The sequence below is a fragment of the Burkholderia alba genome (assembly GCF_034721475.1).
Lineage (GTDB): Bacteria > Pseudomonadota > Gammaproteobacteria > Burkholderiales > Burkholderiaceae > Burkholderia > Burkholderia alba.
Genome location: NZ_JAWJWL010000035.1, coordinates 18,477 through 42,414, shown reverse-complemented (window position 1 = coordinate 42,414; position 23,938 = coordinate 18,477). Strand labels below are relative to the sequence as shown.

The following is a 23,938-nucleotide window of genomic DNA, read 5'->3' as shown; positions in this document are numbered from 1 at the left end:
ACGCGAGACGGCGTGGATGCGACGCGCAGGCGGGCCGTTGCCGCTCGCGCGATGCGCGGCTGTTCCGACGCATGGGTTCGACTGTCGCGAGCGATGGACGATGCATCGCGGGTGCCGCTTGCTTGGCGCGACGTGCATCATGGATTGCCGCAGCGTGCGATGCGTGGCCGCTTGGCAACGTCGACTCGATATCCGTGAATAGTGCATGACGTGCGCGCGTCTCGTGGAATGACCGGTGCGAATATCGTGATGCGCGCAATGCGGGGCTGCCCCGGCGCGCCGGCTCGATATCCGTGAGCATCGCATGCTCTGCATAACGAACAGATCGGACCGTCGCGACGCATGTCACGCACAAGCCGCCCGTGTAGCCAAGCTCGTCTCCGCGATCCGTAGATGAGATCCGCCGGTGCCGCGTGCCGTGGTTCGCCTGTCCCGATCGTTGCCGCGCGGCATCTTGCATAGACGCGAACCGGCTTCGGCGGGCGACCCATGACGACCGGTCCGCCCGGCCGCACCGGCGGCGGTCCGGTCAACGCGGCCGCTTGCCGCCGCAGCCGTTCGGAAATGCCGAGCCGGCGGTTCGATCGAAGCCGGCTATGCGCGACGGAGAGGGGCGACGATCGTCGATAGCCTGTCCCATTCCCTGATAGGCCGTCCATGTCTGATGCCTTTCCCGCCGTGCCGTCGCGCCGCGCATGGCTCGCGCAAGCGGCCGCCGGCTCGGCCGCGCTCGCGACCGGCACGCTGAGCGGCGCGCTGTGACGGCGGCCTCCGGCGTCCCGGATCGCATCAGTCGAGCAGGCGCCCGGCGCAGTCGGCGATCGCGTCCCGCGCGCGCATGATGGCCGGATCGCGGGAGGCGCTCGTGCGCCAGCCGATCTCGACCGTATAGCCGGGCAGCGCGACCGGACACGCATACGCTTTGAGCGGCGTGGCGCGCGCGATCGCGCGGGCGGCGTGAGCCGGAATCGTCGCTACCGCGTCGGTGCCGAGCAGCAGGTGCGGCAGCGCGGCGAAATGCGTGGTCGACGCGGCGACGCGGCGGCCGCGGCCGAGCGCCGCGAGCGCTTCGTCGACGATGCCGATCACGCCGCCCGACGACACCAGGATGTGATCGCGCCGCAGATAGTCGGCGAGCGTCAGGCGGCGCGGCGCGCCGGCGCGCGGATCGACGACGCACGCGTACGCGCCCGCGCCGATCACGCGCCGGCTGAGCCCGCTCGCGGAGAAGCCGCCGGAAGCGAGCGCGAGATCGACATGCCGGCCGAGCAGCGCGTCGCCCGCGATGCCGCTGTGGGTTTGCCGGAAGATCAGCCGCAGCGCGCGGCCTCGTGCCGCGACCGCGTCGATCAGCGCGCGTCCGAGTGCGATCTCGAAGTCGTCCGACATGCCGACCGAGATCGTGCGGCCGACTTGCTCGCCCGCGTCGGCGCTCATCGCGAGACTCTGCCGGCAGCGATCGAGCGCGTCGGACAGGATCGGCTTCAGCTCGTCCGCGCGCGGCGTCGGCGACAGCCCGCGGCCGGTGCGCACGAACAGCGGGTCGCGATAGAGCGTGCGCAGCCGCGCGAGCGCCGCGCTGACGGCGGATTGCGTCAGATCGAGCCGCAGCGCGGCGCGGCTCGCGCCGCCTTCCTCATGAAGCGCCTCGAACACCTTCAGCAGATTCAGGTCGATGCGGGCGATATCGATGGTGTTCATATCAGATATGTTTGTATCGATTTGATTGATGACCATCATATCGGCAAAGATGACGCGGTTCACTTCCGGAGAGACGTCATCATGCCCCGCTCAGTCATCGCCGCCTTGCAGACCGGCGCGTCGCCCGACGGCACGCGCGCCACGCTCGACACGATCCTCGGCTACGAAGCCGCGATACGCGAGCACGGCGCCGCGCTCGTGGTGCTGCCGGAGGCCGTGCTGGGCGGCTATCCGAAAGGCGAGAGCTTCGGCACCCGGCTCGGCTACCGGCTGCCGGAAGGACGCGACGCGTTCGCGCGCTATTACGCGCGGGCGATCGACGTACCCGGGCCGGAGACCGACGAGCTGGCCGCGCTCTCACAACGCTGCGGCGCGCATCTGGTCGCCGGGGTGATCGAGCGCGGCGGCAGCACGCTGTATTGCACGGCGCTGTTCTTCGATCCGCGCGCGGGGCTCGTCGCGAAGCATCGCAAGCTGATGCCGACCGGCGCCGAGCGCCTGATCTGGGGGCAGGGCGACGGCTCGACGCTGCCGGTCGTCGACAGCGCGGCGGGGCGCCTCGGCGCGGCGATCTGCTGGGAGAACCACATGCCGCTGCTGCGCGCCGCGATGTACGCGAAGGGCGTGCAGGTCTGGTGCGCGCCGACCGTCGACGAACGCGACATCTGGCGGAGTTCGATGCGCCATATCGCGCACGAGGGCCGCTGCTTCGTCGTCAGCGCGTGCCAGGTGCTGGCGTCGCCGCGCGCGCTCGGCGTCGATGCGCCGGGTTGGGAACCGGATCGTCCGCTGATTCGCGGCGGCAGCCTGATCGTCGGGCCGCTCGGCGACGTGTTGGCCGGCCCGCTGATCGGCGAGGCGGGGCTCGTGACCGCCGCTATCGACACCGACGAACTGGTGCGTGCGCGCTACGACTTCGACGTGGTCGGACACTACGCGCGCGCCGACGTGTTCTCGCTGCACGTCGACGAGCGGCCCAAGCGGCCGGTGGTGTTCAGCGGAGCGGCGTGACCCTTGCGGCGCCGCCCGCACCGGATGCGTGCGCGAGCAGCGCCGCCGCATCCGTTTCCCGCATCGCGCGAGCGACAATACGGTCGTCACGTTCGATCGATATACTGCGGTCCTGCGCATCTCACGCTCCACGCCGCGAATCGACCCCGATTCGCGCAGACACGGAGGCGCTTCATGGATATCACGCAGCCCCGCAGTCCCCTGATGGCGGCCGTCGCGCCGCGCCGGCACGGCTGCCGCGCTTCACGCGCGCGCCGGTCCGGGGCCGCCTGTGCGCGCCTTTCCGAGGCGACTGGACGGTGCCGGTCCCGCATCGCCCGCGATCGCGCGCATCCACCCGAGCGCTTCGAAACGGATCGGCACGGTGGTGCGATGCGGTTCTGCCCGAGCCGTCTTGTGCCTAGGCTCCCCAGTGTTTCGGCGACGCTCGCTGTAGCGGCCCGTCAGCCCGATTCGAACCGCGCGACGATGCCGATCGCGATCGCATCGCACGCGCTTGTCCGCGCGCCGGGCCGGCGCCCGCCGCGCCTTCCTCCCGCACTTCAAGGATGCCACTGATGACCACGATCACGACTCGGGACGGTACGCGAATCTTCTACAAGGACTGGGGCAGCGGGCGCCCGGTGGTGTTCTCGCACGGCTGGCCGCTGAACGCCGATGCGTGGGACCCGCAGATGCTGTTCCTGCTGCAGCACGGCTATCGCGTGATCGCGCACGACCGGCGCGGCCACGGCCGCTCGGACCAGCCGTCGCACGGCAACGACATGGACACCTACGCGGACGATCTGGCCGCGCTGCTCGACGCGCTCGATCTCGCCGAGGCGACGCTCGTCGGTCACTCGACGGGCGGCGGTGAAGTCGCGCACTACATCGGCCGGCACGGCACCCGGCGGGTGGCGCGCGCGGTGCTGATCGGCGCCGTGCCGCCGTTGATGCTGAAGACCGAAGCGAATCCGGGCGGCCTGCCGCTCGACGTGTTCGACGGCATACGCGAAGGTGTCGCCGCGAATCGTTCGCAGTTCTACCGGGATCTCGCGGTGCCGTTCTTCGGCTTCAACCGGCCGGGCGCGCAGGTGTCGCAGGGCACGATCGACGCATTCTGGGCGCAGGGGATGACGGGCGGGATCGCCGGCCAGTACGCGTGCATCCGCGAATTCTCCGAGGTCGACTATACCGGCGACCTGAAGAAGATCGACGTGCCGACGCTGATCCTGCATGGCGACGACGACCAGATCGTGCCGATCGACGCGGCCGGACGCCGCTCGGCGGACATCGTCAAGGGCGCGCAATTCAAGGTGTATGAAGGGGCATCGCACGGGATGTGCGCGGTGAATGCGGATCGGGTGAACGCCGATCTGCTGGCTTTCCTGCAGTCGTCGTAACGGCGGCGCGGTCCGTTCAACGGGACGGACCGCGCGCGGCGGCGTTTCGCCTCGTGCTTCGATTCCTGCTTCGCCTCGCATTTCGCACGATCGGTTTCTTTCCCTATTGCATCGCGGTGAAAAGAGTGCGCCCCTCCGCGCGCTCGGGATCGGCATGTCCGCGCGCGCCGCGCCGGGGCTGCATTCCGGCATGCGGCGTGTCGAGGCGCGATGCCGCGCTTCCTTGCTGCGGCGCAACGCCATCCCCATTTCTGCGATGGTATGCTGGCCGACACCTCATTCGCATGGCAGTCGTACGGCAAGCATGGCGCTCCCGTCGCGCGTTACCCCAGATAAAACGAACGCTCCGCACGCAACGGAGTCGGAACAGTGAGTGTGACGCCCGAGCATGCGCGCATGCGCACGCGTGCGGCCCGCAGCGGCCGTGCGGCAGCCGATGCGCACCGGTTCCAGCGCGGGTCGCGCCCGCCCACCGAATTCTGGTTCCACAACATGGAGACACCCACATGACCCAAAGCCACGCGGCCGAGCACACGCGTACCGTTCCAATCGATGCACCCGACTACGTCCGTCATCGCGGACTGATCGACTGGGTCACGCAGGTCGCCCGGCTGACCGAACCCGATCGGGTCGTGTGGTGCGACGGTTCGCAGGCCGAATACGATCGTCTGTGCGATGCGATGGTGAAGCAGGGAACGATGATCCGGCTGAATCAGGCGAAGCGGCCGAATTCGTTTCTCGCGCTGTCCGATCCGTCCGACGTCGCGCGCGTCGAGGATCGCACCTTCATCTGCAGCGAACGCCGGGACGACGCCGGCCCGACCAACCACTGGGTCGCGCCCGCCGAGATGCGCGAGACGCTCGACGGTCTGTTCCGCGGCGCGATGCGCGGCCGCACGCTGTACGTCGTGCCGTTCTCGATGGGGCCGCTCGGCTCGCCGATCGCGCATATCGGCGTCGAGCTGTCGGACAGCCCGTACGTCGCGGTGAACATGCGCATCATGACGCGCATGGGCCGCGACGTGCTCGCGGCGCTCGGCGACGACGGCCACTACGTGCCGTGCGTGCACAGCGTCGGGCAGCCGCTCGCGGCCGGCGAGCAGGATGTGCGGTGGCCGTGCAATCCGACCAAGTACATCGTGCATTTCCCCGAGACGCGCGAGATCTGGAGCTTCGGCTCCGGCTACGGCGGCAACGCGCTGCTCGGCAAGAAATGCTTCGCACTGCGCATCGCATCGACCATGGGGCGCGACGAAGGCTGGCTCGCCGAGCACATGCTGATCCTCGGCGTGACGTCGCCCGCCGGCAGGAAGTATCACATCGCGGCGGCGTTCCCGTCCGCATGCGGCAAGACCAATTTCGCGATGCTGATCCCGCCGCAGGGCTTCGAGGGCTGGCGCGTCAGCACGATCGGCGACGACATCGCGTGGCTCAAGCCGGGCAAGGACGGCCGCCTGTATGCGATCAATCCGGAGGCCGGCTATTTCGGCGTCGCGCCGGGCACCGGCGAAAAGACCAATCCGAACGCGCTCGCGACGCTGAAGGAAAACGTGATCTTCACCAACGTCGCGCTGACGGACGACGGCGACGTCTGGTGGGAAGGGCTGACCGATACGCCGCCCGCGCATTTGCGCGACTGGCAGGGCCACGACTGGACGCCGGAGATCGGCAAGGCCACCGGACGCAAGGCCGCGCATCCGAATTCGCGTTTCACCGCGCCCGCCGCGCAATGCCCGTCGATCGACGACGACTGGGACAATCCCGCCGGCGTGCCGATCGACGCGTTCATCTTCGGCGGCCGGCGCTCGACCACGGTGCCGCTCGTCGCCGAAGCGCGCGACTGGACCGAGGGCGTGTACATGGCGGCCACGATGGGCTCGGAAACCACGGCCGCCGCCGCCGGGCAGCAGGGCGTGGTGCGCCGCGATCCGTTCGCGATGCTGCCGTTCTGCGGCTACAACATGAGCGACTACTTCGCGCACTGGCTCGCGCTCGGCGAGCGGCTGGCCGCATCCGGCGCGCGCCTGCCGAAGATCTACTGCGTGAACTGGTTCCGCAAGGACGCGGACGGCCGCTTCGTGTGGCCGGGCTTCGGCGAGAACATGCGGGTGCTGAAGTGGATGCTCGACCGGATCGACGGCACGGGGCAGGGCGTCGGCAACGCGTTCGGCGTGACGCCGCGCTACGAGGATCTGAACTGGGACGGGTTGGCGTTCACGCCCGCGCAGTACGAGCAGGTGACGTCGATGGATCCGGCCGCGTGGCGCGATGAGCTGGCGCTGCATGCCGAACTCTTCGACAAGCTGAAGGCCCGCTTGCCGCAAGCGCTGGTCGATACGAAGGCGAAGATCGAAAGCCGGCTCGCCGGCTGACGATCGCGGCGGCCGCCGCGCGAGCGGCGCCGGGCTGAACGGGCCGCACGGACACCCCGTCCGTGCGGCCCGTTCGTTTTCCGCGCGAGGCATGAAGCCGGACGGCGCGGGCGCATGCGATCGTCGCGAACCGGTTTCAGAGCGGCGCGCCGTGCGGCTCGCGCGGCCCGTGTCCGGTCCAGCGCTTGAACGCGCGGCGGAAGTTGTGGGAGTCGCTGAAGCCGACTTCGTGCGCGACGTCCTCGATCGACAGGCGCGGGTTGCTCAACAGCGTGAACGCGCGCTTCTGGCGGATGTTGTCGATCATCGTCTGGTACGACACGCCCTGATCGGCGAGCCGCCGCCGCAGCGTGCGCTCGCTCATGCACAGCTGCGCGGCGATCGCGGCGAGCGTCGGCGCGCGCCGCAGGTCGCGGCGCACGATGCGTTCGATCGATTCCAGGAAGTCGGTGCCCTCGGCTTCGGGCGGCAGCGTGGTCTGCAGGAATTCGAGCGCCTGGCGATGCGCGAGCGGGTCGTAGGTCGCGATCGACCGGCTGCCCCAGTCGGCGTCGCACGAGAACAGGTTGTGCTCGCGTTCGAACCGCACCGGGCACTGGAAGATCCGCGTGTAGTAGTCCGCGTAATCGGGACGGGGGTAGCTCAGGTCGACCGCTTTCGGCCGGAAGCCGTCGCCGGCCAGCGCGCGGCCGATCTTCATGAAGCTGCCGAACGCTTCCTCGACCAGGAATGCCTCGATGTCCGGTTCGAGAAACAGGTTGGTCGCGTAGATCGACATCGCCCGCGCATCGACCGTGAGGTCGAAGTGCAGCAGCGGGCCGGTGTGCCGCTGCAGCCGCATGCCGACCGCGATCGCATCCTTGAAGGTGGGACTCGTCAGCATCGCGTAGCCGACCAGGCCGATCGACGCGATCGTCTCGCGGGTGCCGAGTTCGAGGCCGAGCGCGCGCCGGGGCGCCATCTCGAGGGCGCGCCGGATCATCGCGCTCGCCTGCCGCAGCGAAATCCGGCAGGACGGATTGGACAGATCGGCCACGTCGAAGCCGAGGCCGAGGCACAGCCGTGTCGGGTCGATGCCCAGTTCCTTGCTTGTCTCCGCCAGGCACCGCAATAAATGAACCGGCAGATTCGCCGTCGTATAACGGGCGGTATCGTCCATGGGTTCTCCATGCTTTTTCCCACGGATTGTACTCGTCCCGCCCGGGCGCGGCGCCCCTCCGGCCCGCGCGCGATCCGGCGGCGGCGCGCAGCCCGCCGCCGCGCCTTCCATCCCGCTCAGAAGTAGTGGCGCACGCCGACCATCGCGCCGAGCTGGCTGGAGGCCGTGCTCGGCGACTGGCCGTTGACGCCCACCAGCTGCGCGCCGATCAGGCCGCCGCGATAGAGCGCGTAGTCGAGTTCCGCGTACAGCATGTCGCGCTTCGACAGGCTGTAGCCGGCCACCACCTGGTACTGCCGCGCGCGGCCGTCGAAATCGGCGGTGTAGCCGGTCTGGCGGGTCCACCATGCGTTGACGGCGGCCGTCAGCGCCGGCGTGATCCGGTAGGTGAGCCCGGCGAGGAACATGTCGCGCCGGCGAAAGCCGCCGGGCGTGGTCGGGTCGACCACCTGCGCCGGCGAAATGATGCCGAGGGCAGCGAGATCCGCCGCGCTGAACGGCCCGTTGGCGAACGCCGTGAAATCGTTGTCGCGCGCGTTGCCGATGTAGCCGGCGTTGAAGGTGGCGTCGCCGAGCGTCACCGAGCCGCCGCCGGTGTAGATGTCGAACTTCGCGTGCGTCGCGTCGTCCCAACTGCGCAGGAACGAGGCGCCCGCTGCGACCGGCCCCTTGTCCGGCGCATACGCGATGGCCGCGCCCAGCTGGCCGCCCTGCACGCCGCCGCCCGCGTGCCCGCCGGGCGAGAATTGCGCGAGCAGGTAGACGCTGCCCAGTTGCGCGTTGTACTGGATCATGTTGCTGGTGCGGGCGCCGGCGAGCATCGTCTGCTCGGGCTTGAACAGGTTGACGTAGGGATCCTGCGGGCCGGCCCACAGATTCGAGCCGTAGGTCATCGACACGCCCTCGAACGCGACGTTGTACTGGCGGCCGAGCATCAGCTGGCCGAGCGTGGTCGACGTCAGTCCGACATACGACACCTGGAAGAAATTGTCCGAGCCGATCGGCACGATCGAGCCGCTGTTCGGGCCGAAATGGCTTTCGAGCTGGAACTGTGCCTGCAGGCCGCCGCCGAGATCCTCCTGCCCCTTGATGCCCCAGTAGCTTTCGGTCAGGCCGCCGCCTTCCGTCATCGAGACCTTGCGGCCGGTCGAAACCGGCGCGCCGTCGGGTCCGTAGGACACGCCGTGCGTCTCGTAGCGGATCCCCGCGTCGAGCACGCCGTACAGGGTCACGCTGCTTTGCGCGTGGGCGGCGGCGCCGCACAGGGCCAGCGCCGCGCAGCACGCGACGCGGAGGCTTTCGTGACGATTCATTGTGTACTCCGTACGGAATGGCGGGGTGAAAGGCGGACGCGGCGGGGCCTCGTCGGGAACGACTGTAGGAAGCCAAATTTCCCCGGGCCAAGGCCGCGGCGGCCAATTTTGTGGTGCGTCGCGGCCAGCGTGGCCGCGCGGCGGCTCAGCGCGACAGCTCCCCGACGCCGCCGGATGCGCCGGGCGCCGGCGCGCCGCGCAGCGCGAGCCACGCGAGCGGCGCGGCGGCGAGCACGCCGGCGCAGAGCAGGTGCGCGACCTGCGTGCCGCCGTACCGGCCGAGCAGCGCCCCCGACAGCGCGGTGCCGATGCCGGCCGCGACGAAGGTGACGACGATGGTGCGCGCCACCAGCGAGCCGTCCGGATCGACGTCGGACAGCAGGCCCGTGAGGAACGGCACGATCACGAAGAACGCGCTGTTCAGCAGCAGTTGGCTCAGGAAATACGGCCACGCGCCGGCCGCGCCGAAGAACCACAGCAGCGACGCGATCATCGCGAGCTGCGCGGCCCAGATCAGCTTCAGCCGGTGCGGACGGCTCGCGCCGTGCGCGGGAATGAGCGCGCCGACGAAGCCGAGCAGCGACGACACCGACAGTAGCACGCCGATCGTCGAGGTCGACAGGCCGGCGCGCGCGCCGACGAAGCCCGCGATCGCCCATTGCGATGCCTGGACGCCGTAGATCAGCATCGTTACGCCCCAGATCGCGGCCACCGTGCGCCACGGCACGGCGCCGCGCTGCGCGCGCGCGAGGGCCGCGGGCGCCGCGTAGGCGCCGATGCGTCGAATCGCGGGTGCGAGCGCCGCGACCACGCCGACCAGCAGCCCGAACAGCCAGCGTCCGGACGACGCGGGCGGCATGAACGAAATGATCACGAGGATGCCGCCGTTGATCGCGCCGGCTAGCAGGTTGATTTGCCCCCAGAGGCGATCGGTCGACGCGCGCTGCGATACGCCGGACGCCACGACGACGAACAGCATCCCTTCGAACAGGCCGGTCAGCCCGCGCGCGACGCCGATCAGCGCGACGCTCGGCGCAAGCGCGCTCAGCGCCTGGCCCGCGATCACGCCGAGCATGCCCGCCAGCGTGAACGGGCGGGCCGCGCGCGCGATCCAGCGCGGCAGGATCGCGCAACTGAACGCCATGCCCAGGATCTCGATGCTGACGATTCCGGTCGCGGTGTCTTCGCCCAGCCGGAAGCGCGCCATCACGGCCGCGACCAGGAACGGCGACAGGATCAGGCCGTTGGTGGCGGCTGCGAACGCGAGCGCGAGCCGCGCGACGGCGCTGCCGGACGGATCGGGCCGCAGCGCGGCGGCGGGAGGGGCGGCTGGGTTCATCGGCTCTCCTGGGTCGGGAAACGGGACGGCGCTCATGGTAGGAACGGGCGGGACCGCCGACCATCGGTCGTATCCCGGATACGAGGCGGACGCGCTTCGCCGCGCGTCGAAGCATTCGCGTGGCGTGGCGGCGCGCATCGCACGTTACACGCCCAGCAGCGTGCGCAGATACGGGCTCAGGAAGCGGCCCTGCGGGTCCATCCGTTCGCGCAGCGCCAGAAAATCGTCCCAGCGGGGGTAGCACGCGGACAGTTCTCGCGCGGTGAGCGCATGCACCTTGCCCCAGTGCGGCCGGCCGCCGTGGTTCCGGCAGATGGCCTGCACGCCCGCGAAATACGCGTCGTGGGGCATGCCGCGATACTGGTGCGCCGAGATGTGCACGCTGTCGCGTCCGTAGTTCGGGCTGAGCCAGATATCGTCCGCGCGCACCCAGCGGTATTCGAGCGGGAACATCAGCGGGAAATCGCGGCGCGCGATGAACGCGCGGATCTCCCGCAGCGCGTCGGCGCCGCGCTCGGCCGGCACGGCCCATTCCATTTCGTTGAAGCGGACCCGGCGCACCGTCGACAGCATCGCGTGGCTCGCGTTCACCTGACGGCCGGGCGAGACGGCGGACGCGCACAGCCGGCTCAGCGCGGGGCACAGTGCCGGCACGTGCCTGCCGAGGCCGCACAGCGTACCGAACACCGAGTTCTCCAGGAACGATTCGGCGGCGCGGCCGGCCCAGCCGGCGGCGTCGATGTCGTCGTCGGTCACGTCCCACGCCTTGGTGAGCACGGTGTCCGTGTGCGGGAACCAGTAGAACTCGAACGAGCGATGGCGCGCGCTCAGCGCATCGGCTTGCTCGAGGCACGCGTCCAGCGCCATGGTGCCGCGTTCGAGACGGAGCCGGAACGACGGCACGAGACGCAGCCCGATCTCGGTCAGCGCGCCGAGTACGCCGAGGCCGATCCGGCCGCCCGCGAACACGTCGGGATGCGTGTCGGCGGACGCGCGGATCTCCGTGCCGTCCGCGCCCATGAAGGTGAGGCTCGCGATCTGGGTTGCGAGATTGCCGAGGCCGATGCCGGTGCCGTGGGTGCCGGTGCTGGTGGCGCCGGCGATCGACTGCACGTTGATGTCGCCGAGGTTTTCCATCGCCAGCCCGTGCGAGGCCAGCGCGGGGCCGAGCGCGGCGAGTCGCGTGCCGGCGTGGACCCGCGCGATCCGGCAGGCGGGATCGATGTCGATCACGCCCTGCAGCCGGTCGAGCGACAGGATGAGGCCGTCGGTCTGCACGAGCGGCGCGAACGAATGGCCCGCGCCGACCATGCGCACCGCCGCGCCCGACGCCGCGGCGCCGCGCAGCGCGGCGGCCAGCGCATCGCGCGACGCGGGATAGGCGACGCTCGCCGCCGGACTGCTCACGTACCCGGACCAGTTACGCCACATGACGCGTTCCTCGCTGACTTCGATGCATGCCGGATGAATGGGGACGATGCGCGCGCATCACAGGAAATGCCGGCCTTCGCCCCGGTAGGTGAGCGCCTCGCCGCTCACGCGGCCGTCGCGGATCAGCAGCAGCGTGTTGAAGCGCTCGCACAGTTCGCCCGCCTTCGCGTGGCGAAACAGCAGCGGCTCGCCGATGCCGGGCATGGTCATGCCGGCCGGGTGCCGCACGGGCGTCTGCACCTCGCCCGCGCCTTCGTTGTCGATCAGCGCGCAGCCGGGCGGCAGCCACGGCCGGGGCAGGCGATGTTTGCCGGCCGGTCCGGACGCGACATAGCCGCCGCCCGAGCAGGTGACGATGCCCGGTTGCGGGATCCGGGTGACGGGCAGCGCGAAGCCCGCCGCCGGCAGCACGCGAAAGGCGGCGTAGTGGTCGAACAGCGTCGGCGCGTAGAGGCCGGAGCCTGCCGCGAGTTCGGTCACCGACGCGTCGCGCCGCGTGCTCTCGATGCTGCCGGTGCCGCCGCCGTTGACGAAGCGCAGCGCGTGGCCGGCGGCCGCGAGCGCCTGCGCGACCGCCTGGCGGCGCGCATTGACCTCACGGGCCGAGCGCCGCTTCAGCCAGCGCAGCAGCGCGTTGCGCACGGCGCTGCCCGGCACGTCGTCCATCACGCCGGCGATCTGGCCTTCGTAACCCATCAGGCCGTCGAGCCGCACGCCGGCGCGGCGGGCGATGTCGTCCGCGAGCGCGACGGCGCTCGCCGCGTCGCGTACCGGCGAGCGGTACATGCCGAAGTAGAGCCCCGGGAACGGCGAGGACATGTCGAGGTCGATCGCGAGCGGGATGACGACGCGCTCGAGGCGGGCCAGCGCGTCGATGTGCTCGACCTGCGCGACGCTGTCGACCATCAGCGTGATCGAGCGGCCCAGGCGCAACTGCGCCGCGACCGCGCGCAGCTCCGCGGGCTCGACGCTCGGATAGGCGACGACGAGATCGTCGAAGCCGTCGCCGGCGAGCCAGGCGGCCTCGGCGGCCGAGTAGCACAGCAGCCCCTGCATGAACGGGCCGGCCGCGAGGATCGCGCGCAGCATGGCGCGCGAGCGCACCGATTTCGTCGCGACGCGGATCGGCATGCCGTTCGCGCGCTGCCTCAGGCGATCGAGGTTGAGGTCGACGTGATCGAGATCGACGAACGCCGCCGGCAGCGCGCGGCCCGCCAGCGCTTCGCGGTAGTAGGCGTAGTCGTGCGCGCGGCGGGGCGCGTGAAGCGGTGTGTCTGCTTGATTCATCGACCTTGCCCGGAGAAAGCGGAATGCAGGGCGCATCCGTCGGACCCAGCATAGAAGCGGTCAAAAAACGCACCAAGCGCGCAGCAGGTCGTTCGATGGGTCCGATCCGGCCAACCTCGTTGCGCCGGGGCGTGGGAGCAAGAACGGGATCGGACGCGTCGAACGGCGCGTGTCGGGCGGCGTGCGGGCGGCCCGTTGCCCGGCGTCGCGCGAAGGGCCGCGCCCGCGCCGGACGCGGGTGACGCGGCGTCTCGCGCGATCGCCGGAGCGGGCGCTTTCGCTGCGCGAAACGCGTGCGCAGCGCGCGCAAATTTCCCCGTGTTTAGTGGGTGCGTTCTAGCAACGATTTTGACCATGCGGATGTTTCGACCTAGAACCTACTCGCGGACAGACGGGGTGAACCCGGAGCGGCCGAACGAGGAGGCGACGTGACACAACCCAGGACAATTTGGCGCCGCGCGCTGCTGGTGGCGAGCATCGTCATCGCGGTGGCGGTGTGGCGATACGAGACGCCGTCCGAGGCGGCGACCGCGCCGGCCGCGCGCCCCGACGCGGCGGCGAATCCGTCGGCCCTCGCGCCGGCGGCGACGCCGGTCGCGAACGCGCCCGGTCCGGCGGAGCGCAGGCTCGATCTCGCGGCGTTGCGCCGCAGTCTGGCCGGCCGCGCGGACGCCGGGGCGGAGCTGCAGCGCATCGTCGCGTTCGCGCGCTTTCGCGATCAGGTCGCCGAGTACGGCCGCGATCGCGCCAGCCTGTCCGACGCGGATCGCCGCGCGCTGGCCCGGCAGATTCTCGATGCGCTGCCCGACCATGTCGCGCGCGGCGAAATCGTCCCGGTGCAGGCCGAGGCGCTCAGCGCCGCGCTGCTGATCGACGCGGAACCGGATCCCGCCACCCGCAGCGCGGCGGTGCAGTCGATGCAGCGGCAATGGGACGGCTACGCGCAGCAGACCGTCGGCCCGTCGCCCGCGCAGGACCCGCGCTACCAGACCTACGCCCAGCAGAGTCGCGACATCGTCCAGCAGGTCCAGGCGAGCGTTGCCGATCCCGAGCAACAGCAGGTCGTCATCGGACAGCGTTTGCAGGCGTTGCGCGTGCAACTGTTCGACGGCGGCCCGCCGGCCGGTGCGCATTGAGGTATCGACGCGCCGTGCACGATGCACCGCCGCGTATTCGCGCGGCGGATAACACGCAATCAATGAAGAGGGAGGGGCAATGTCGATACACACCTGTCTCAAGCGACTCGGCCTGGCCGGCCTGCTGGGCTGCGCCGCGCTCAACGGCCATGCCGCGGATACGACCGCGCCTGATCCGTCGATTCCGTACTACGCGTGGTACGAGGTCACCTTGCCGGAAAGCAGCGGCGCGTCGTGCGGCAACGGCACGCCGATGCGCTTCTACATCAACCGCGCGCAGTCCGACAACCTGCTGTACATGATGGAGCCGGGCGGCGCGTGCTGGGACTACGGCACCTGCACCCAAACCTCGACCGGCGCGGAAGCCGGGCTCGGCGGTTTCAATCCGGACGGCATTCCGCACAACTACATGAACGGCACGACGAACGAGAGCCTGCTGTCGTCGTTCCTGTCGCCGCTGCTCACGCGGATGGATCTCGAGCACATCCTGGTCGGCGAACCGGCGGTCGAGACTCAGGACTGGACCCAGGTGTTCGTGCCGTACTGCACCGGCGACATTCACATGGGCAGCGCGGTGCGCAACTACACGTCGCCCGGCGGCGACTGGCGCATCCAGCACTACAGCGGGTTGAAGAACATCCAGGCGGTCTCGCAGTGGCTGGTCGCGCACGGGTTCGGCAAGCCCGGCCGGCTGCTGGTGTACGGGATGAGCGCGGGCGGCTACGGGACGCTCGCGAACTACGCGTCGATCCGCAACACGCTGCAGCCGCAGGCGCACAGCTCGCTGCTCAACGACGCCGGCACGGTCTTCAATACGCCGTTCAACGCCGATCCGGCGGCCCATCCGTCCGTCGGCCTGTATGACAAGGCGCTCACCGAGTGGGACATGGCGGGCCCCGACGGGATGATCACGCTGAACAGCAAGCTGACGCGCGGCTTCGATCCCAACAACATGGGCAGCGCGTACGCGGCGCTGTCGGCGACCTATCCGCACGACCGCTTCGGCTACTCGACGTATCAGCGCGACAAGATCATCGCGGCCTACCACTACCGCGCGTTCGTGCCGGCCGTGATCGCGGCGCCGGACGACGCGAGCAAGGACGCGCTGTCGCTCGCGATGTTCGACCAGGAACTCGACGGCCTGAAGACGACGCTGAATCCGCTGCCGAACTTCGGCTACTTCATGCCGTGGGCGCGCGACGACTTCATCGACAACCACCAGGTGACCGCGGTCAGCTTCACGGGCTCGGGCATCCACGAGAACGGCATCGACGCGGATATCGGCACGTTCGTGAACGACCTGCTCAACCAGAAGGATCCGGCGGACACGCCGGTGATGAAGGCGTTCCGGACCGAGCAGTGGTCGGACTTCACGTTCTCGACCTTCCTCGCATGGATCGACAGCATCTTCAATCTCACCGGCGAGGCGGGGCCGATCTCGAGCCATCACGCCTGACGGTGCCGGCGGCGGCCGCATGCCCGGGCCGCCGCCCTGAAGCGCGGGCCGACCCCGCGCGATTCGGTGCGACAATCGTCTGCATATCAACACGGAGACATGCAGATGACTATCCAACGCATCGCCGTCGTCGGCGCCGGCGTGATCGGCGCCAGCTGGACCGCGTTCTATCTGTCGAAGGGGTTCGACGTCGTCGTGACCGATCCCGCGCCCGACGCGCGCGAGCGGCTCGAACGATCGCTGCGCACGGTGCTGGGCGAGCGCCGCGACGAGCTGGCCGCGCATCTGCGCTTCGAGGCGGAATTGTCCGACGCGCTGGCGGGCGTCGAGTTCGTCCAGGAGAACGGCCCCGAGCGTCTCGATCTGAAACGCGCGCTCTACGAGCGGATGGATGCGCTCTTGCCCGCGCACGTGCTGATCGCGTCCAGTTCGTCGGGACTGACGATGTCCGCGATCCAGACCGCCTGCGCGCATCATCCGCAGCGCTGCCTGATCGCGCATCCGTTCAATCCGCCGCATCTGATTCCGCTCGTCGAACTGGTCGGTGGCGACGCGACCTCGCGCGATGCGATCGACGCCGCCCGGCGTTTCTACGACGGGCTCGGCAAGGTGACGATCGTGCTGAACAAGGAGATGCCGGGCCACGTCGCGAACCGGCTCGCGGCGGCGCTGTTCCGCGAGGTGTATCACCTGGTCGGCGAGGGCGTGGTGAGCGTCGCCGACGCGGACAAGGCGGTGTCGTGGGGGCCGGGCCTGCGCTGGGGGCTGATGGGGCAGAGCCTGATCTATCACCTCGGCGGCGGCGAGCACGGCATCGCGCATTTTCTCGATCACCTGTCCGGCCCGATGACGTCGTGGTGGGACGATCTGGGTACGCCGTCGTTCAATCCGGACGTGGACGGCCAGCTGATCGACGCGCTGCGGGAGATCCAGGGCACGCGGACGATGCAGGCGCTGGGCGCGGAGCGCGACCGGCTGCTGGTGGAGCTGATCGACGCGCGGCGCCGGAGTTTCTTGCCGTGAGCCTTCGCTCGCGCCGCCGTGCGAACGGGCGTTCGGGCGGCGCGCCGCTCAGTTGTAGAACGCGGACGGCACCACGCCGAAGTGCCGCTTGAACATCGCGGTGAACGCGCTCTGGCTCGTATAGCCGTGATCGAGCGCGACGCTCAGCACCTTCTCGCCGTGCGCGAGCCGCTTGAGCGCCAGCAGCAGCCGCGCCTGCTGGCGCCAGCGGCCGAAGGTCAGCCCGGTCTCGCGGCTGAACCAGCGGTACAGCGTTTTCTCCGACACGCCGAGCTGGTCCGCCCACGCGCCGATGGTGCGGTGATCGTCGGGCGCGGCGAGGATCGTGTCGCAGACCGCCTGCAGGCGCGCATCGTTCGGCCACGGCAGGTAGAGCGGCAGGCGCGGCACCGCGTTCAGTTCCGCGAGGATCAGCTGCATCAGGTGGTCGTCGCGCGAACCCGGCGCGTAGTCGAGCGGCACGTCGATCGCCGCGACGATCAGCTCGCGCAGCAGCGGCGGCACGTCGACGACACCGGTGCCCGCGCGCAGCCCGGCGGCCACGGAGGGTTCGACGAACACGGTGCGCATCTTCACGTCGCCGCTCATCTGCACCGCGTGATCCAGCTCCGGCTCGAGCCAGACGCCGCGCGTCGGCGGCACGACCCACGCGCCGGTGGACGACGTCACCTGCATCACGCCCTCGATCGCGTAGAGCAGCTGCGCGCGGCGGTGCCGGTGCGTTTCGATGTGCGTGCCGTTCGGATAGAACGCCGCCATCGCGGCGACGGGCATCGGCGTGTTTTCGTAGGGCAGGTGGTCGACAGCCGGCGAAACGGCTGACCGATTTGCGGCAAGAGTCGACATATTGGCGAAAGACGGGTGGGAGGGTTACGCGCACGATGGCACTTTTCCATGTCATCGGGCAACAAATGAATGCATCGTATGTTCTTTTGAGCATTTTGGCCAATCGGCGTCGCGGGAGCGCGGCATGACGGATCAGTCGGATCTCGGGCTCGATCGCCACGCCGCCGGGCTGTTCAGCCGGCTCGACCGGCTCGCCGCGCTGCTGGAGGCGACGCTCGCCGCGCCGGACGTCGCGCCGGTCGACTGGGAGGCCGCGCATGCGTTCCGCTGGGTGTCGGATCGCCCCGGTGCGGGCCGGCTGGTGCCGGTGCCGGCCCCGGCGCTGATCGGCTTCGACGCGCTCGCCAACATCGAGCGGCAGGCGGCGCTCGTCAGGCAGAACACCCGCCAGTTCGTGCTCGGCCATCCGGCCAACAACGTCTTGCTGACGGGCGCGCGCGGCACGGGCAAGTCGTCGCTGGTGAAGGCGTGTCTGCACGCGTTCGCCGCGCACGGGCTGCGGCTCGTCGAGGTCGGCAAGGACGGGCTCGATGCGTTGCCGCAGATCTTCGACAGCGTGCGCGGCCGGCCCGAGCGCTTCATCGTGTCGTGCGACGACCTGTCGTTCGAAGCCGGCGAGACCGGCTACAAGGCGCTCAAGACCGTGCTCGACGGATCGGTGGCGGGCGGTGCGCCGAACGTGCTGATCTACGCGACGTCGAACCGCCGCCATCTGGTGCCGGAAAGCGCGGCCGACAACGCGCACCACACGATCGCGGAGAACGGCGAACTGCATCCCGGCGACGCGGTGGAGGAGCGGATCTCGCTGTCCGAGCGCTTCGGACTGTGGATCACGTTCTACGGCTTTTCGCAGGACGACTACCTGCGCGTGGTCGAGCGCCGCCTGCAGGCGCTCGGCCATGATGCGGCCGCGTGCGACGCGGCGCGCCAGCCCGCGCTGCAATGGGCGATGCAGCGCGGCGCGCGCTCGGGCCGCATCGCGGTGCAGTTCGTGCAGGACTACGTCGGACGGCTCGCGTCCGGGGGCGCGTGACGGGGCGGCACGCGCGGGCGGCGCTTACTGCTGCGATTGCTGCTGCGCCTGCGGTTGCGCCCACTGCGGATTCGCGGCGGCGAAGCGGGCGCGGTTGATGTCGATCGTCGGCTGATCCGGCGGGTAGTTGCCGTCGGTGGTCGGGATCGTGCCGTCGCGATAGGCCTGGATCAGTTCGGCCCGGACTTCGGCGCGGGTCTTGCCCTGCGGCGCATCGCTCGTCTGGGCGAGGACCGGTGCGGCGGCGCAGGCGAGGACAAGCGCGGCGAACAGGCGTGGGACGTTCATGAGGGGCTCCCGGAATGGATCGTTGTGAATGGGGAAGCGGCCGGCGGCCGGCTTCCGGTGCTTCACATTCTGGACAGCCGCCCCTGAGCGGACGCTGACCGGATCATGGCGATTCGGTCAGGATCGCGACATACGGCCGGCGCGCGTGCGCATGTAAGCGGAGTGTCGGCTTCAACCGGTGCCCGGCAGCGGGCTGCCGGCGAGCCGCGCGGCGGCCAGCATCGCGATCGCGAGCGTGGCCGCCTCGATGCGCAACACCGTTTGAAACCGCGCGAGCCCGTGCCGCCAATCGGGCGACGCGGGCTCCCGTACCGCGCGCATCAGCGCGGGCATGACCGCGCAGCGGTTGTAGCCGCCGAGCGCGGCCGCCGTCGCGACGAAGCCGAGCTTGACCGCCAGGATCGCGCCGTAGGTCGAATCCAGCAGCGCCGCGCCGCTGCCGAGATTGCGCCAGCCGTTGAAGGCGCCGGTGCCGACCAGCACGACGAGCGCGACCGTGGCCGTGTCGGACAACGCCTGCATGAATTCCCCGCCGCCGGCGGAGCCGGAATCGCGCCGCAGGCGCGGCACGACCGCGAACGCGGCGAGCAGCACGATGCCGACCCACACGCTGATCGCGAGCAGATGCAGCCAGTCGATCCAGACCGGCGGCGAGAAGCGCCCGGCGTCGACCGGATGTCCGCTGTGACTGCGCGCGAGCGCGCCGATCGCCAGCAGCGCCGCGAGCAGGACGGGATGGCGCAGCGCGCCGTCGTCGCCGCGCCGCCACGCGAGCAGGGTCGCGCCGCTCAGCGCGGCCGCGTTGACGAGCCAGGCTCGGCCGAAGCCGGTGCCGAGGAGCGGCGCGCAGACAGCGGGCCCGGTCTGCGCGAGGGGCGTCTCGCTCATCGATGCGCAATGCAGCCAGAACGCGACGACGCTGGCCGCGATGCTCGTCAGCAGCGCCGCGCGCAGGATGCGCGCGCCGTGCCGCCGGATGTCGCGATGCCACGCGAGCGCGGGATCCCCGCACCAGCGGTGGACGGCCAGCACGCCGATCGCGAGCGCGAAGCCGAGGTTCTGCAGCACGACGAACGCGAGCGTCGGCCATTCCGGCAGCGCGCCGTTCATGGCCGCACCTGGAACGGGTAGCGGCCGCGCGCCTTGTGGCCGTCGCCCGTCATCACGCTCCAATGCACGACGTAGGCGCCGGGTTCGAGAGCGGGCATGGGAAGCGCGAGCGTGCGCGGGTCGGCCAGCGCCGCTTTCGCGCTGCCGGTGTCGACCGGCGCGCCGTCGGCACGGGTGAGCCGCAGCGTGCTGAACGCCGCTTCGAGATCTTCGTTGAAGGTCAGCCGCAGCGCGGCGGGCGACGCGGCGACGCTCGCGCCGGGTTCGGGCAGCGCGCGCTCCAGCCGGCCGTGCGCGTAGACGGGCGCGGCGAGGGCGGCCGCGAGAATCGGAACCAGGAGTAAAAGACGGATCGGTGTTGACATGGGCAGTCCTGAATCGAACGGAACCACACTGCGTCCGGCGCGGACGCAGCGGCGGACTTACGGCTTCTGCAGGCGGGTGACGGTCAGCGCGCCGCCGATGTCCTCGGCGACGAAGTCGATCGTGTCGCCCACGCGCACCGTGTTCAGCATCGACGGGTCGCCGACCTTGAAGCTCATCGTCATCGCGTCCATGCCGAGGTTGTCGAGCGGGCCGTGCTGGATCGTGAGCTTGCCTGCCGCCGCGTCGATCTTGCGCACGACGCCGTGCGACATGCCGGACGAGGCGGCGTCGTGCGCCGCCGTCTCCGAGGCGGCGCAACAGGGCGCGGCCGGTGCGGCGGGCGCGCCGCGGGTGGCGAACGCGTGCGGCGCGAATGCGAAGGCCGCGCCGGCGACGAGAAGGGTGAACGCTTGTTTCATGGTGACGCTCCGGAGGTTGAGTGCGCCGGACCCGATGTCCGGCGATGCTGCTGAGTCGGGGGGATGAGGCGAGGGGGTCAGCCGGGCGGCGTGCCGCGGTATTCGTATGCGACGGTGCCGGCCGGGTGGCGATACCAGCCGGGGTCGCGGTAGTCGCCGCGCGCGAGATCCGCGCGCACCTTCAGCACCGAGAACATGCCGCCCATCTCGATCGGGCCGAACGGTCCGTTGCCCGCCATCATCGGCAGCGTGTTGTCGGGCAGCGGCATCTCCATCTCGCCCATCGAGCCGCCGCGCTCGCCCATCGCCATGTAGCCGGGAACCAGCCGGTTGATGCGCTTGGCGAGATCCTTCTGCGGCACGCCGATCATGTTCGGCACGGTGTGGCCCATCGCATTCATCGTGTGGTGCGACTTGTGGCAGTGAAACGCCCAGTCGCCGGGCCGGTTCGCGACGAATTCGATCGCGCGCATCTGGCCGACGGCGACGTCCGCCGTGACCTCCGGCCAGCGCGCGGCCTTCGGCACCCAGCCGCCGTCGGTGCCCGCGACCTCGAAGTCGTGGCCGTGCAGGTGGATCGGATGGTTCGTCATCGTCAGGTTGCCGATGCGGATCCGCACCCGGTCGCCCAGGCGCGCGGGCAGCGGATCGATGCCGGGAAACACGCGGCTGTTCCAGGTCCACATGTTGAAGTCCGTCATCTCGTTGACGCGCGGCGTGTAGCTGCCGGGGTCGATGTCGTAGGCGGCCATCAGGAACGCATAGTCGCGATCGACGGGCACGAAGGCGGGGTCTTTCGGATGCACGATGAAGAGGCCCATCATCCCCATCGCCATCTGCACCATCTCGTCGGCGTGCGGGTGGTACATGAAGGTGCCCGATTTTTCGAGCGTGAACTCGTACACGAAGGTCTTGCCGGTGGGGATGTGCGGCTGCGTGAGGCCGCCGACGCCGTCCATGCCGCACGGCAGCAGCATGCCGTGCCAGTGCACCGTGGTGTGCTCGGGCAGCCGGTTGGTGACGAAGAGGCGGACCTTGTCGCCTTCGACCGCCTCGATCGTCGGGCCGGGCGACTGGCCATTGTAGCCCCACAGGTTCGCCTGCATGCCGGGGGCCATCTCGCGCACGACAGGTTCGGCGATCAGGTGGAACTCCTTCCAGCCGCCGCGCATGCGCCACGGCAGCGACCAGCCGTTCAGCGTGACGACCGGCCGGAACGGCCGGCCCTGTTTCGGCGCGGCGGGAGGCTGGGTGGCGGCGCCGTCCATGACGGGCGCTTCGGGCAGCGACGCGGCGCCCACGCGGCTCACCAGCGCGGCGCCGACGAGCGCGGCACCCGAGCCGCCGAGAAAGTTTCGACGTGACAGCATGTTCATTGACCTCGAGGGGAAGAAGGGGCGGCGGACGCGGAGGATGCCGGGGACATCGAAGGCGTTGAAGGCATCGAAGGCATCGAAGGCATCGAAGGCATCGAAGGCGTCGAAGGCATCGAAGCATTAGCAGAAGCCGAAGAACCCGAAGAAGCTTGCGACACGACATCGGCGCTCGCCGGCAGACGCCCGCCGAGCGCCTGCCGCAGATCCGCGTCGGCGAGCCAGTAGCCTTTCAGCGCATCGAGATAGCCGTTGACCGCGCCGACCTGGTCGCGCGCGTCGGCGAGCAGTTCGAACACGCTGGCGAGCATGCCGTTGTAGCGCAGCAGCATCTCGTCCGAGATCGTCTTCCTGAGCGGCACGACCTCGTCGCGATAGTGCGTCGCGAGCGCGTAGCCGGCCGTGTATGCGGCGTAGGATTCGCGGACGTCGGAGCGCGCGTCGATCGCGGTCTGGCCGAGCCGGTTGACCGCCTGCAGATAAAGCGCCTGCGCGCGCGCGACCTTCGCGCCGCCCCAGTCGAACAGCGGTACCTCGATGCTGATCTGGTAGCCGCGCTCGGTGCCGGAATCGGTCGCGAAATTGTCGAGATAGCCGACCTGGAGCGCGTTGACGAAGCGTGTCGCCCGGGTGAGCCCGAGCGAGCTGGCGACGCTTTGCACTCGCAGCTTCTCGGCCTGGATATCGAGCCGGTTCTCCATCGCGTAGCGTTCGAGATGCGCGAGCGCCGGCTGCGACGGCGGCAGATCGGGCAGGCGCTCGGGCAGCCGGTATTGCGCGGCGGGGCCGGCGAGACCGAGCGCGCGCGTGAGCTTCTCGCGCGCGGCGAGCGCCTGCTGGCGGGTGCGCGCGAGCGTCGCCGCGGCTTCCGCGTAGAACGCCTGCTCGCGCACCGCGTCGAGCCGGCTGTAGTGGCCGGCGCTGCGCAGGCGCTGCGCCAGTTCCGCACTGGCCTGCGCGGCATCCTCGACCTGCCGCGCGTAGCGCGCGCCCTGTTCGGCGGCGACGGCTTCGACGTAGGCGCGCCGCGCGTCGGCGGCGGTCTTCAGCATCGCATCGGCGGCTTGCAGCTTGGTCTGCTCGAAGCGCCGTCCTTCGATTTTCGATGCCATCGGCAACGCGATCGCGCCCATCAGCGGCAGCGTGATCGCACGCTCGATCGACAGGTTGCCGTCCTGACGGGTGCGGCTGAACGAAAAACCGGGATTGGGCAGCCGCCCGGCCTGGACCAGGTCGGCCTCCGCGATGCCCAGTTCGGCATAGGACGCCTGCAGCGCGCGGTTGTTGAGCAGCGCGAGCTGCACCGCGTCGTCGCTCGACAGCGGCTGCGCGATCAGTTCGCGGGTGCGCTGCTCGACCGTCTGCCGGTCGGCGTCGGAGCGCACGTAGAGCGCGTCGCGGCCCAGGCGCCCGGTAGCGGTCGACGCGACGGTGCCGAAGCCGCCGTCGGCCGAGAACGTGGTGCAGCCGGCGAGCAGGGCGAGCGCGGCGAGCGCGGCCGTCGCGCGCAGCGGCGGCGCGAATGGCGGTTTGACGCAGAGGCGGGCGGCGGTCATCGGGCGTGCTCCGCATGCGGGTCCGCCGGGGCGGAGGCGCGGCCCGGCCCGGTCCCGGCCGCCTGCGCCGGCCGCGGCGCGACTTCGCGGTTCAGCGCCGGCCAGGACGGCGCGGCGCCGTCGCGATACGGGCGGTAGGCCGCGAGGGGCGCGGGCGGCGCGGCGGCCGGCGCTTCGGCGGCGGGATCGTCCGGATGAATCAGGACGACGGGGGACGCGGGCGCCGGCGCGGCGGTTTGCGCATGAAGCGCGAACGGCCACGCGGCCGCCGCGCTCAACAGCGCAGCTGACAGCAATTGCATGGAAAGTCTCGTCGGGTTGGCCCGCGGCGGCGCAG

The 23,938-nt window shown here is 70.3% G+C and carries 21 protein-coding genes; 7 read left to right on the top strand and 14 right to left on the bottom strand.

What is annotated here, in order from left to right:
• Window positions 1-789 precede the first annotated feature (789 nt).
• The gene (locus RZR99_RS28095) at window positions 790-1,701 is read right to left on the bottom strand and encodes a LysR family transcriptional regulator (RefSeq protein WP_323123042.1); all 912 of its coding nucleotides are present in this window, start codon (window positions 1,699-1,701) and stop codon (window positions 790-792) included.
• 81 nt (window positions 1,702-1,782) lie between these two features.
• Here RZR99_RS28095 and RZR99_RS28090 point away from each other — a divergent pair, with 81 nt between their 5' ends.
• From RZR99_RS28090 to RZR99_RS28080, 3 genes are all read left to right on the top strand, one after another.
• A complete protein-coding gene (locus RZR99_RS28090) occupies window positions 1,783-2,712 on the top strand; it encodes a carbon-nitrogen hydrolase family protein (protein ID WP_323123041.1) in 930 nt (309 codons plus the stop codon).
• A 557-nt stretch (window positions 2,713-3,269) separates the two neighbouring features.
• Complete coding sequence (locus RZR99_RS28085; RefSeq protein ID WP_323123040.1) at window positions 3,270-4,094, top strand: alpha/beta fold hydrolase; 825 nt, start codon at window positions 3,270-3,272, stop codon at window positions 4,092-4,094.
• Window positions 4,095-4,600: 506 nt separating this feature from the next.
• Window positions 4,601-6,466, top strand: a complete 1,866-nt coding sequence (locus tag RZR99_RS28080; protein WP_323123039.1) for a phosphoenolpyruvate carboxykinase (GTP) — start codon at window positions 4,601-4,603, stop codon at window positions 6,464-6,466.
• Window positions 6,467-6,602: 136 nt separating this feature from the next.
• Here the strand turns inward: RZR99_RS28080 and RZR99_RS28075 are convergent, their stop codons facing one another.
• The 5 genes from RZR99_RS28075 to RZR99_RS28055 form a co-directional block, all read right to left on the bottom strand.
• Entirely contained in the window at window positions 6,603-7,625 is a 1,023-nt protein-coding gene (locus RZR99_RS28075; protein ID WP_323123038.1) for an AraC family transcriptional regulator, read from the bottom strand.
• 116 nt (window positions 7,626-7,741) lie between these two features.
• A complete protein-coding gene (locus RZR99_RS28070) occupies window positions 7,742-8,938 on the bottom strand; it encodes a porin (protein WP_323123037.1) in 1,197 nt (398 codons plus the stop codon).
• A 145-nt stretch (window positions 8,939-9,083) separates the two neighbouring features.
• Window positions 9,084-10,277, bottom strand: a complete 1,194-nt coding sequence (locus RZR99_RS28065; protein WP_323123036.1) for an MFS transporter — start codon at window positions 10,275-10,277, stop codon at window positions 9,084-9,086.
• Between the two features lie 144 nt (window positions 10,278-10,421).
• The gene (locus RZR99_RS28060; protein WP_323123035.1) at window positions 10,422-11,708 is read right to left on the bottom strand and encodes a D-arabinono-1,4-lactone oxidase; all 1,287 of its coding nucleotides are present in this window, start codon (window positions 11,706-11,708) and stop codon (window positions 10,422-10,424) included.
• A gap of 57 nt (window positions 11,709-11,765) precedes the next feature.
• Window positions 11,766-12,995 (bottom strand): amino acid deaminase/aldolase, encoded by a 1,230-nt coding sequence (locus RZR99_RS28055; protein ID WP_323123034.1) that lies wholly within the window; start codon window positions 12,993-12,995, stop codon window positions 11,766-11,768.
• Between the two features lie 428 nt (window positions 12,996-13,423).
• On the opposite strand from RZR99_RS28055, the gene plcR reads away from it, so the two are divergent.
• The 3 genes from plcR to RZR99_RS28040 all read left to right on the top strand — a co-directional run bounded on the left by plcR (window position 13,424) and on the right by RZR99_RS28040 (window position 16,610).
• Complete coding sequence (gene plcR / locus RZR99_RS28050; RefSeq protein ID WP_323123033.1) at window positions 13,424-14,131, top strand: phospholipase C accessory protein PlcR; 708 nt, start codon at window positions 13,424-13,426, stop codon at window positions 14,129-14,131.
• A 79-nt stretch (window positions 14,132-14,210) separates the two neighbouring features.
• Complete coding sequence (locus tag RZR99_RS28045; RefSeq protein WP_323123032.1) at window positions 14,211-15,587, top strand: pectin acetylesterase-family hydrolase; 1,377 nt, start codon at window positions 14,211-14,213, stop codon at window positions 15,585-15,587.
• A gap of 105 nt (window positions 15,588-15,692) precedes the next feature.
• Window positions 15,693-16,610 carry a 3-hydroxyacyl-CoA dehydrogenase NAD-binding domain-containing protein gene (locus RZR99_RS28040; protein ID WP_323123031.1) on the top strand — a complete coding sequence of 306 codons (918 nt, stop codon included), beginning with the start codon at window positions 15,693-15,695 and terminating at the stop codon, window positions 16,608-16,610.
• Between the two features lie 48 nt (window positions 16,611-16,658).
• Here the strand turns inward: RZR99_RS28040 and RZR99_RS28035 are convergent, their stop codons facing one another.
• Window positions 16,659-17,456 carry an AraC family transcriptional regulator gene (locus RZR99_RS28035; RefSeq protein ID WP_323123030.1) on the bottom strand — a complete coding sequence of 266 codons (798 nt, stop codon included), beginning with the start codon at window positions 17,454-17,456 and terminating at the stop codon, window positions 16,659-16,661.
• A 124-nt stretch (window positions 17,457-17,580) separates the two neighbouring features.
• Here RZR99_RS28035 and RZR99_RS28030 point away from each other — a divergent pair, with 124 nt between their 5' ends.
• Window positions 17,581-18,489 carry an ATP-binding protein gene (locus tag RZR99_RS28030; protein ID WP_323123029.1) on the top strand — a complete coding sequence of 303 codons (909 nt, stop codon included), beginning with the start codon at window positions 17,581-17,583 and terminating at the stop codon, window positions 18,487-18,489.
• Window positions 18,490-18,513: 24 nt separating this feature from the next.
• Here the strand turns inward: RZR99_RS28030 and RZR99_RS28025 are convergent, their stop codons facing one another.
• From RZR99_RS28025 to RZR99_RS27995, 7 genes are all read right to left on the bottom strand, one after another.
• Window positions 18,514-18,777 carry a DUF4148 domain-containing protein gene (locus RZR99_RS28025; protein ID WP_323123028.1) on the bottom strand — a complete coding sequence of 88 codons (264 nt, stop codon included), beginning with the start codon at window positions 18,775-18,777 and terminating at the stop codon, window positions 18,514-18,516.
• Window positions 18,778-18,948: 171 nt separating this feature from the next.
• The gene (locus tag RZR99_RS28020) at window positions 18,949-19,887 is read right to left on the bottom strand and encodes a copper resistance D family protein (protein WP_323123027.1); all 939 of its coding nucleotides are present in this window, start codon (window positions 19,885-19,887) and stop codon (window positions 18,949-18,951) included.
• Complete coding sequence (locus tag RZR99_RS28015; RefSeq protein ID WP_323123026.1) at window positions 19,884-20,252, bottom strand: copper resistance CopC family protein; 369 nt, start codon at window positions 20,250-20,252, stop codon at window positions 19,884-19,886. Before RZR99_RS28015 ends, RZR99_RS28020 begins: the two co-directional genes overlap by 4 nt.
• Window positions 20,253-20,309: 57 nt before the next feature.
• Window positions 20,310-20,672, bottom strand: a complete 363-nt coding sequence (locus tag RZR99_RS28010; RefSeq protein WP_323123025.1) for a copper-binding protein — start codon at window positions 20,670-20,672, stop codon at window positions 20,310-20,312.
• Window positions 20,673-20,749: 77 nt separating this feature from the next.
• Window positions 20,750-22,042 (bottom strand): multicopper oxidase family protein, encoded by a 1,293-nt coding sequence (locus RZR99_RS28005; protein WP_323123024.1) that lies wholly within the window; start codon window positions 22,040-22,042, stop codon window positions 20,750-20,752.
• Window positions 22,043-22,044: 2 nt separating this feature from the next.
• Window positions 22,045-23,601, bottom strand: a complete 1,557-nt coding sequence (locus RZR99_RS28000; RefSeq protein WP_323123023.1) for a TolC family protein — start codon at window positions 23,599-23,601, stop codon at window positions 22,045-22,047.
• Window positions 23,598-23,903 (bottom strand): hypothetical protein, encoded by a 306-nt coding sequence (locus RZR99_RS27995; RefSeq protein WP_323123022.1) that lies wholly within the window; start codon window positions 23,901-23,903, stop codon window positions 23,598-23,600. The genes RZR99_RS28000 and RZR99_RS27995 overlap by 4 nt, the downstream gene beginning before the upstream one ends.
• Window positions 23,904-23,938 lie beyond the last annotated feature (35 nt).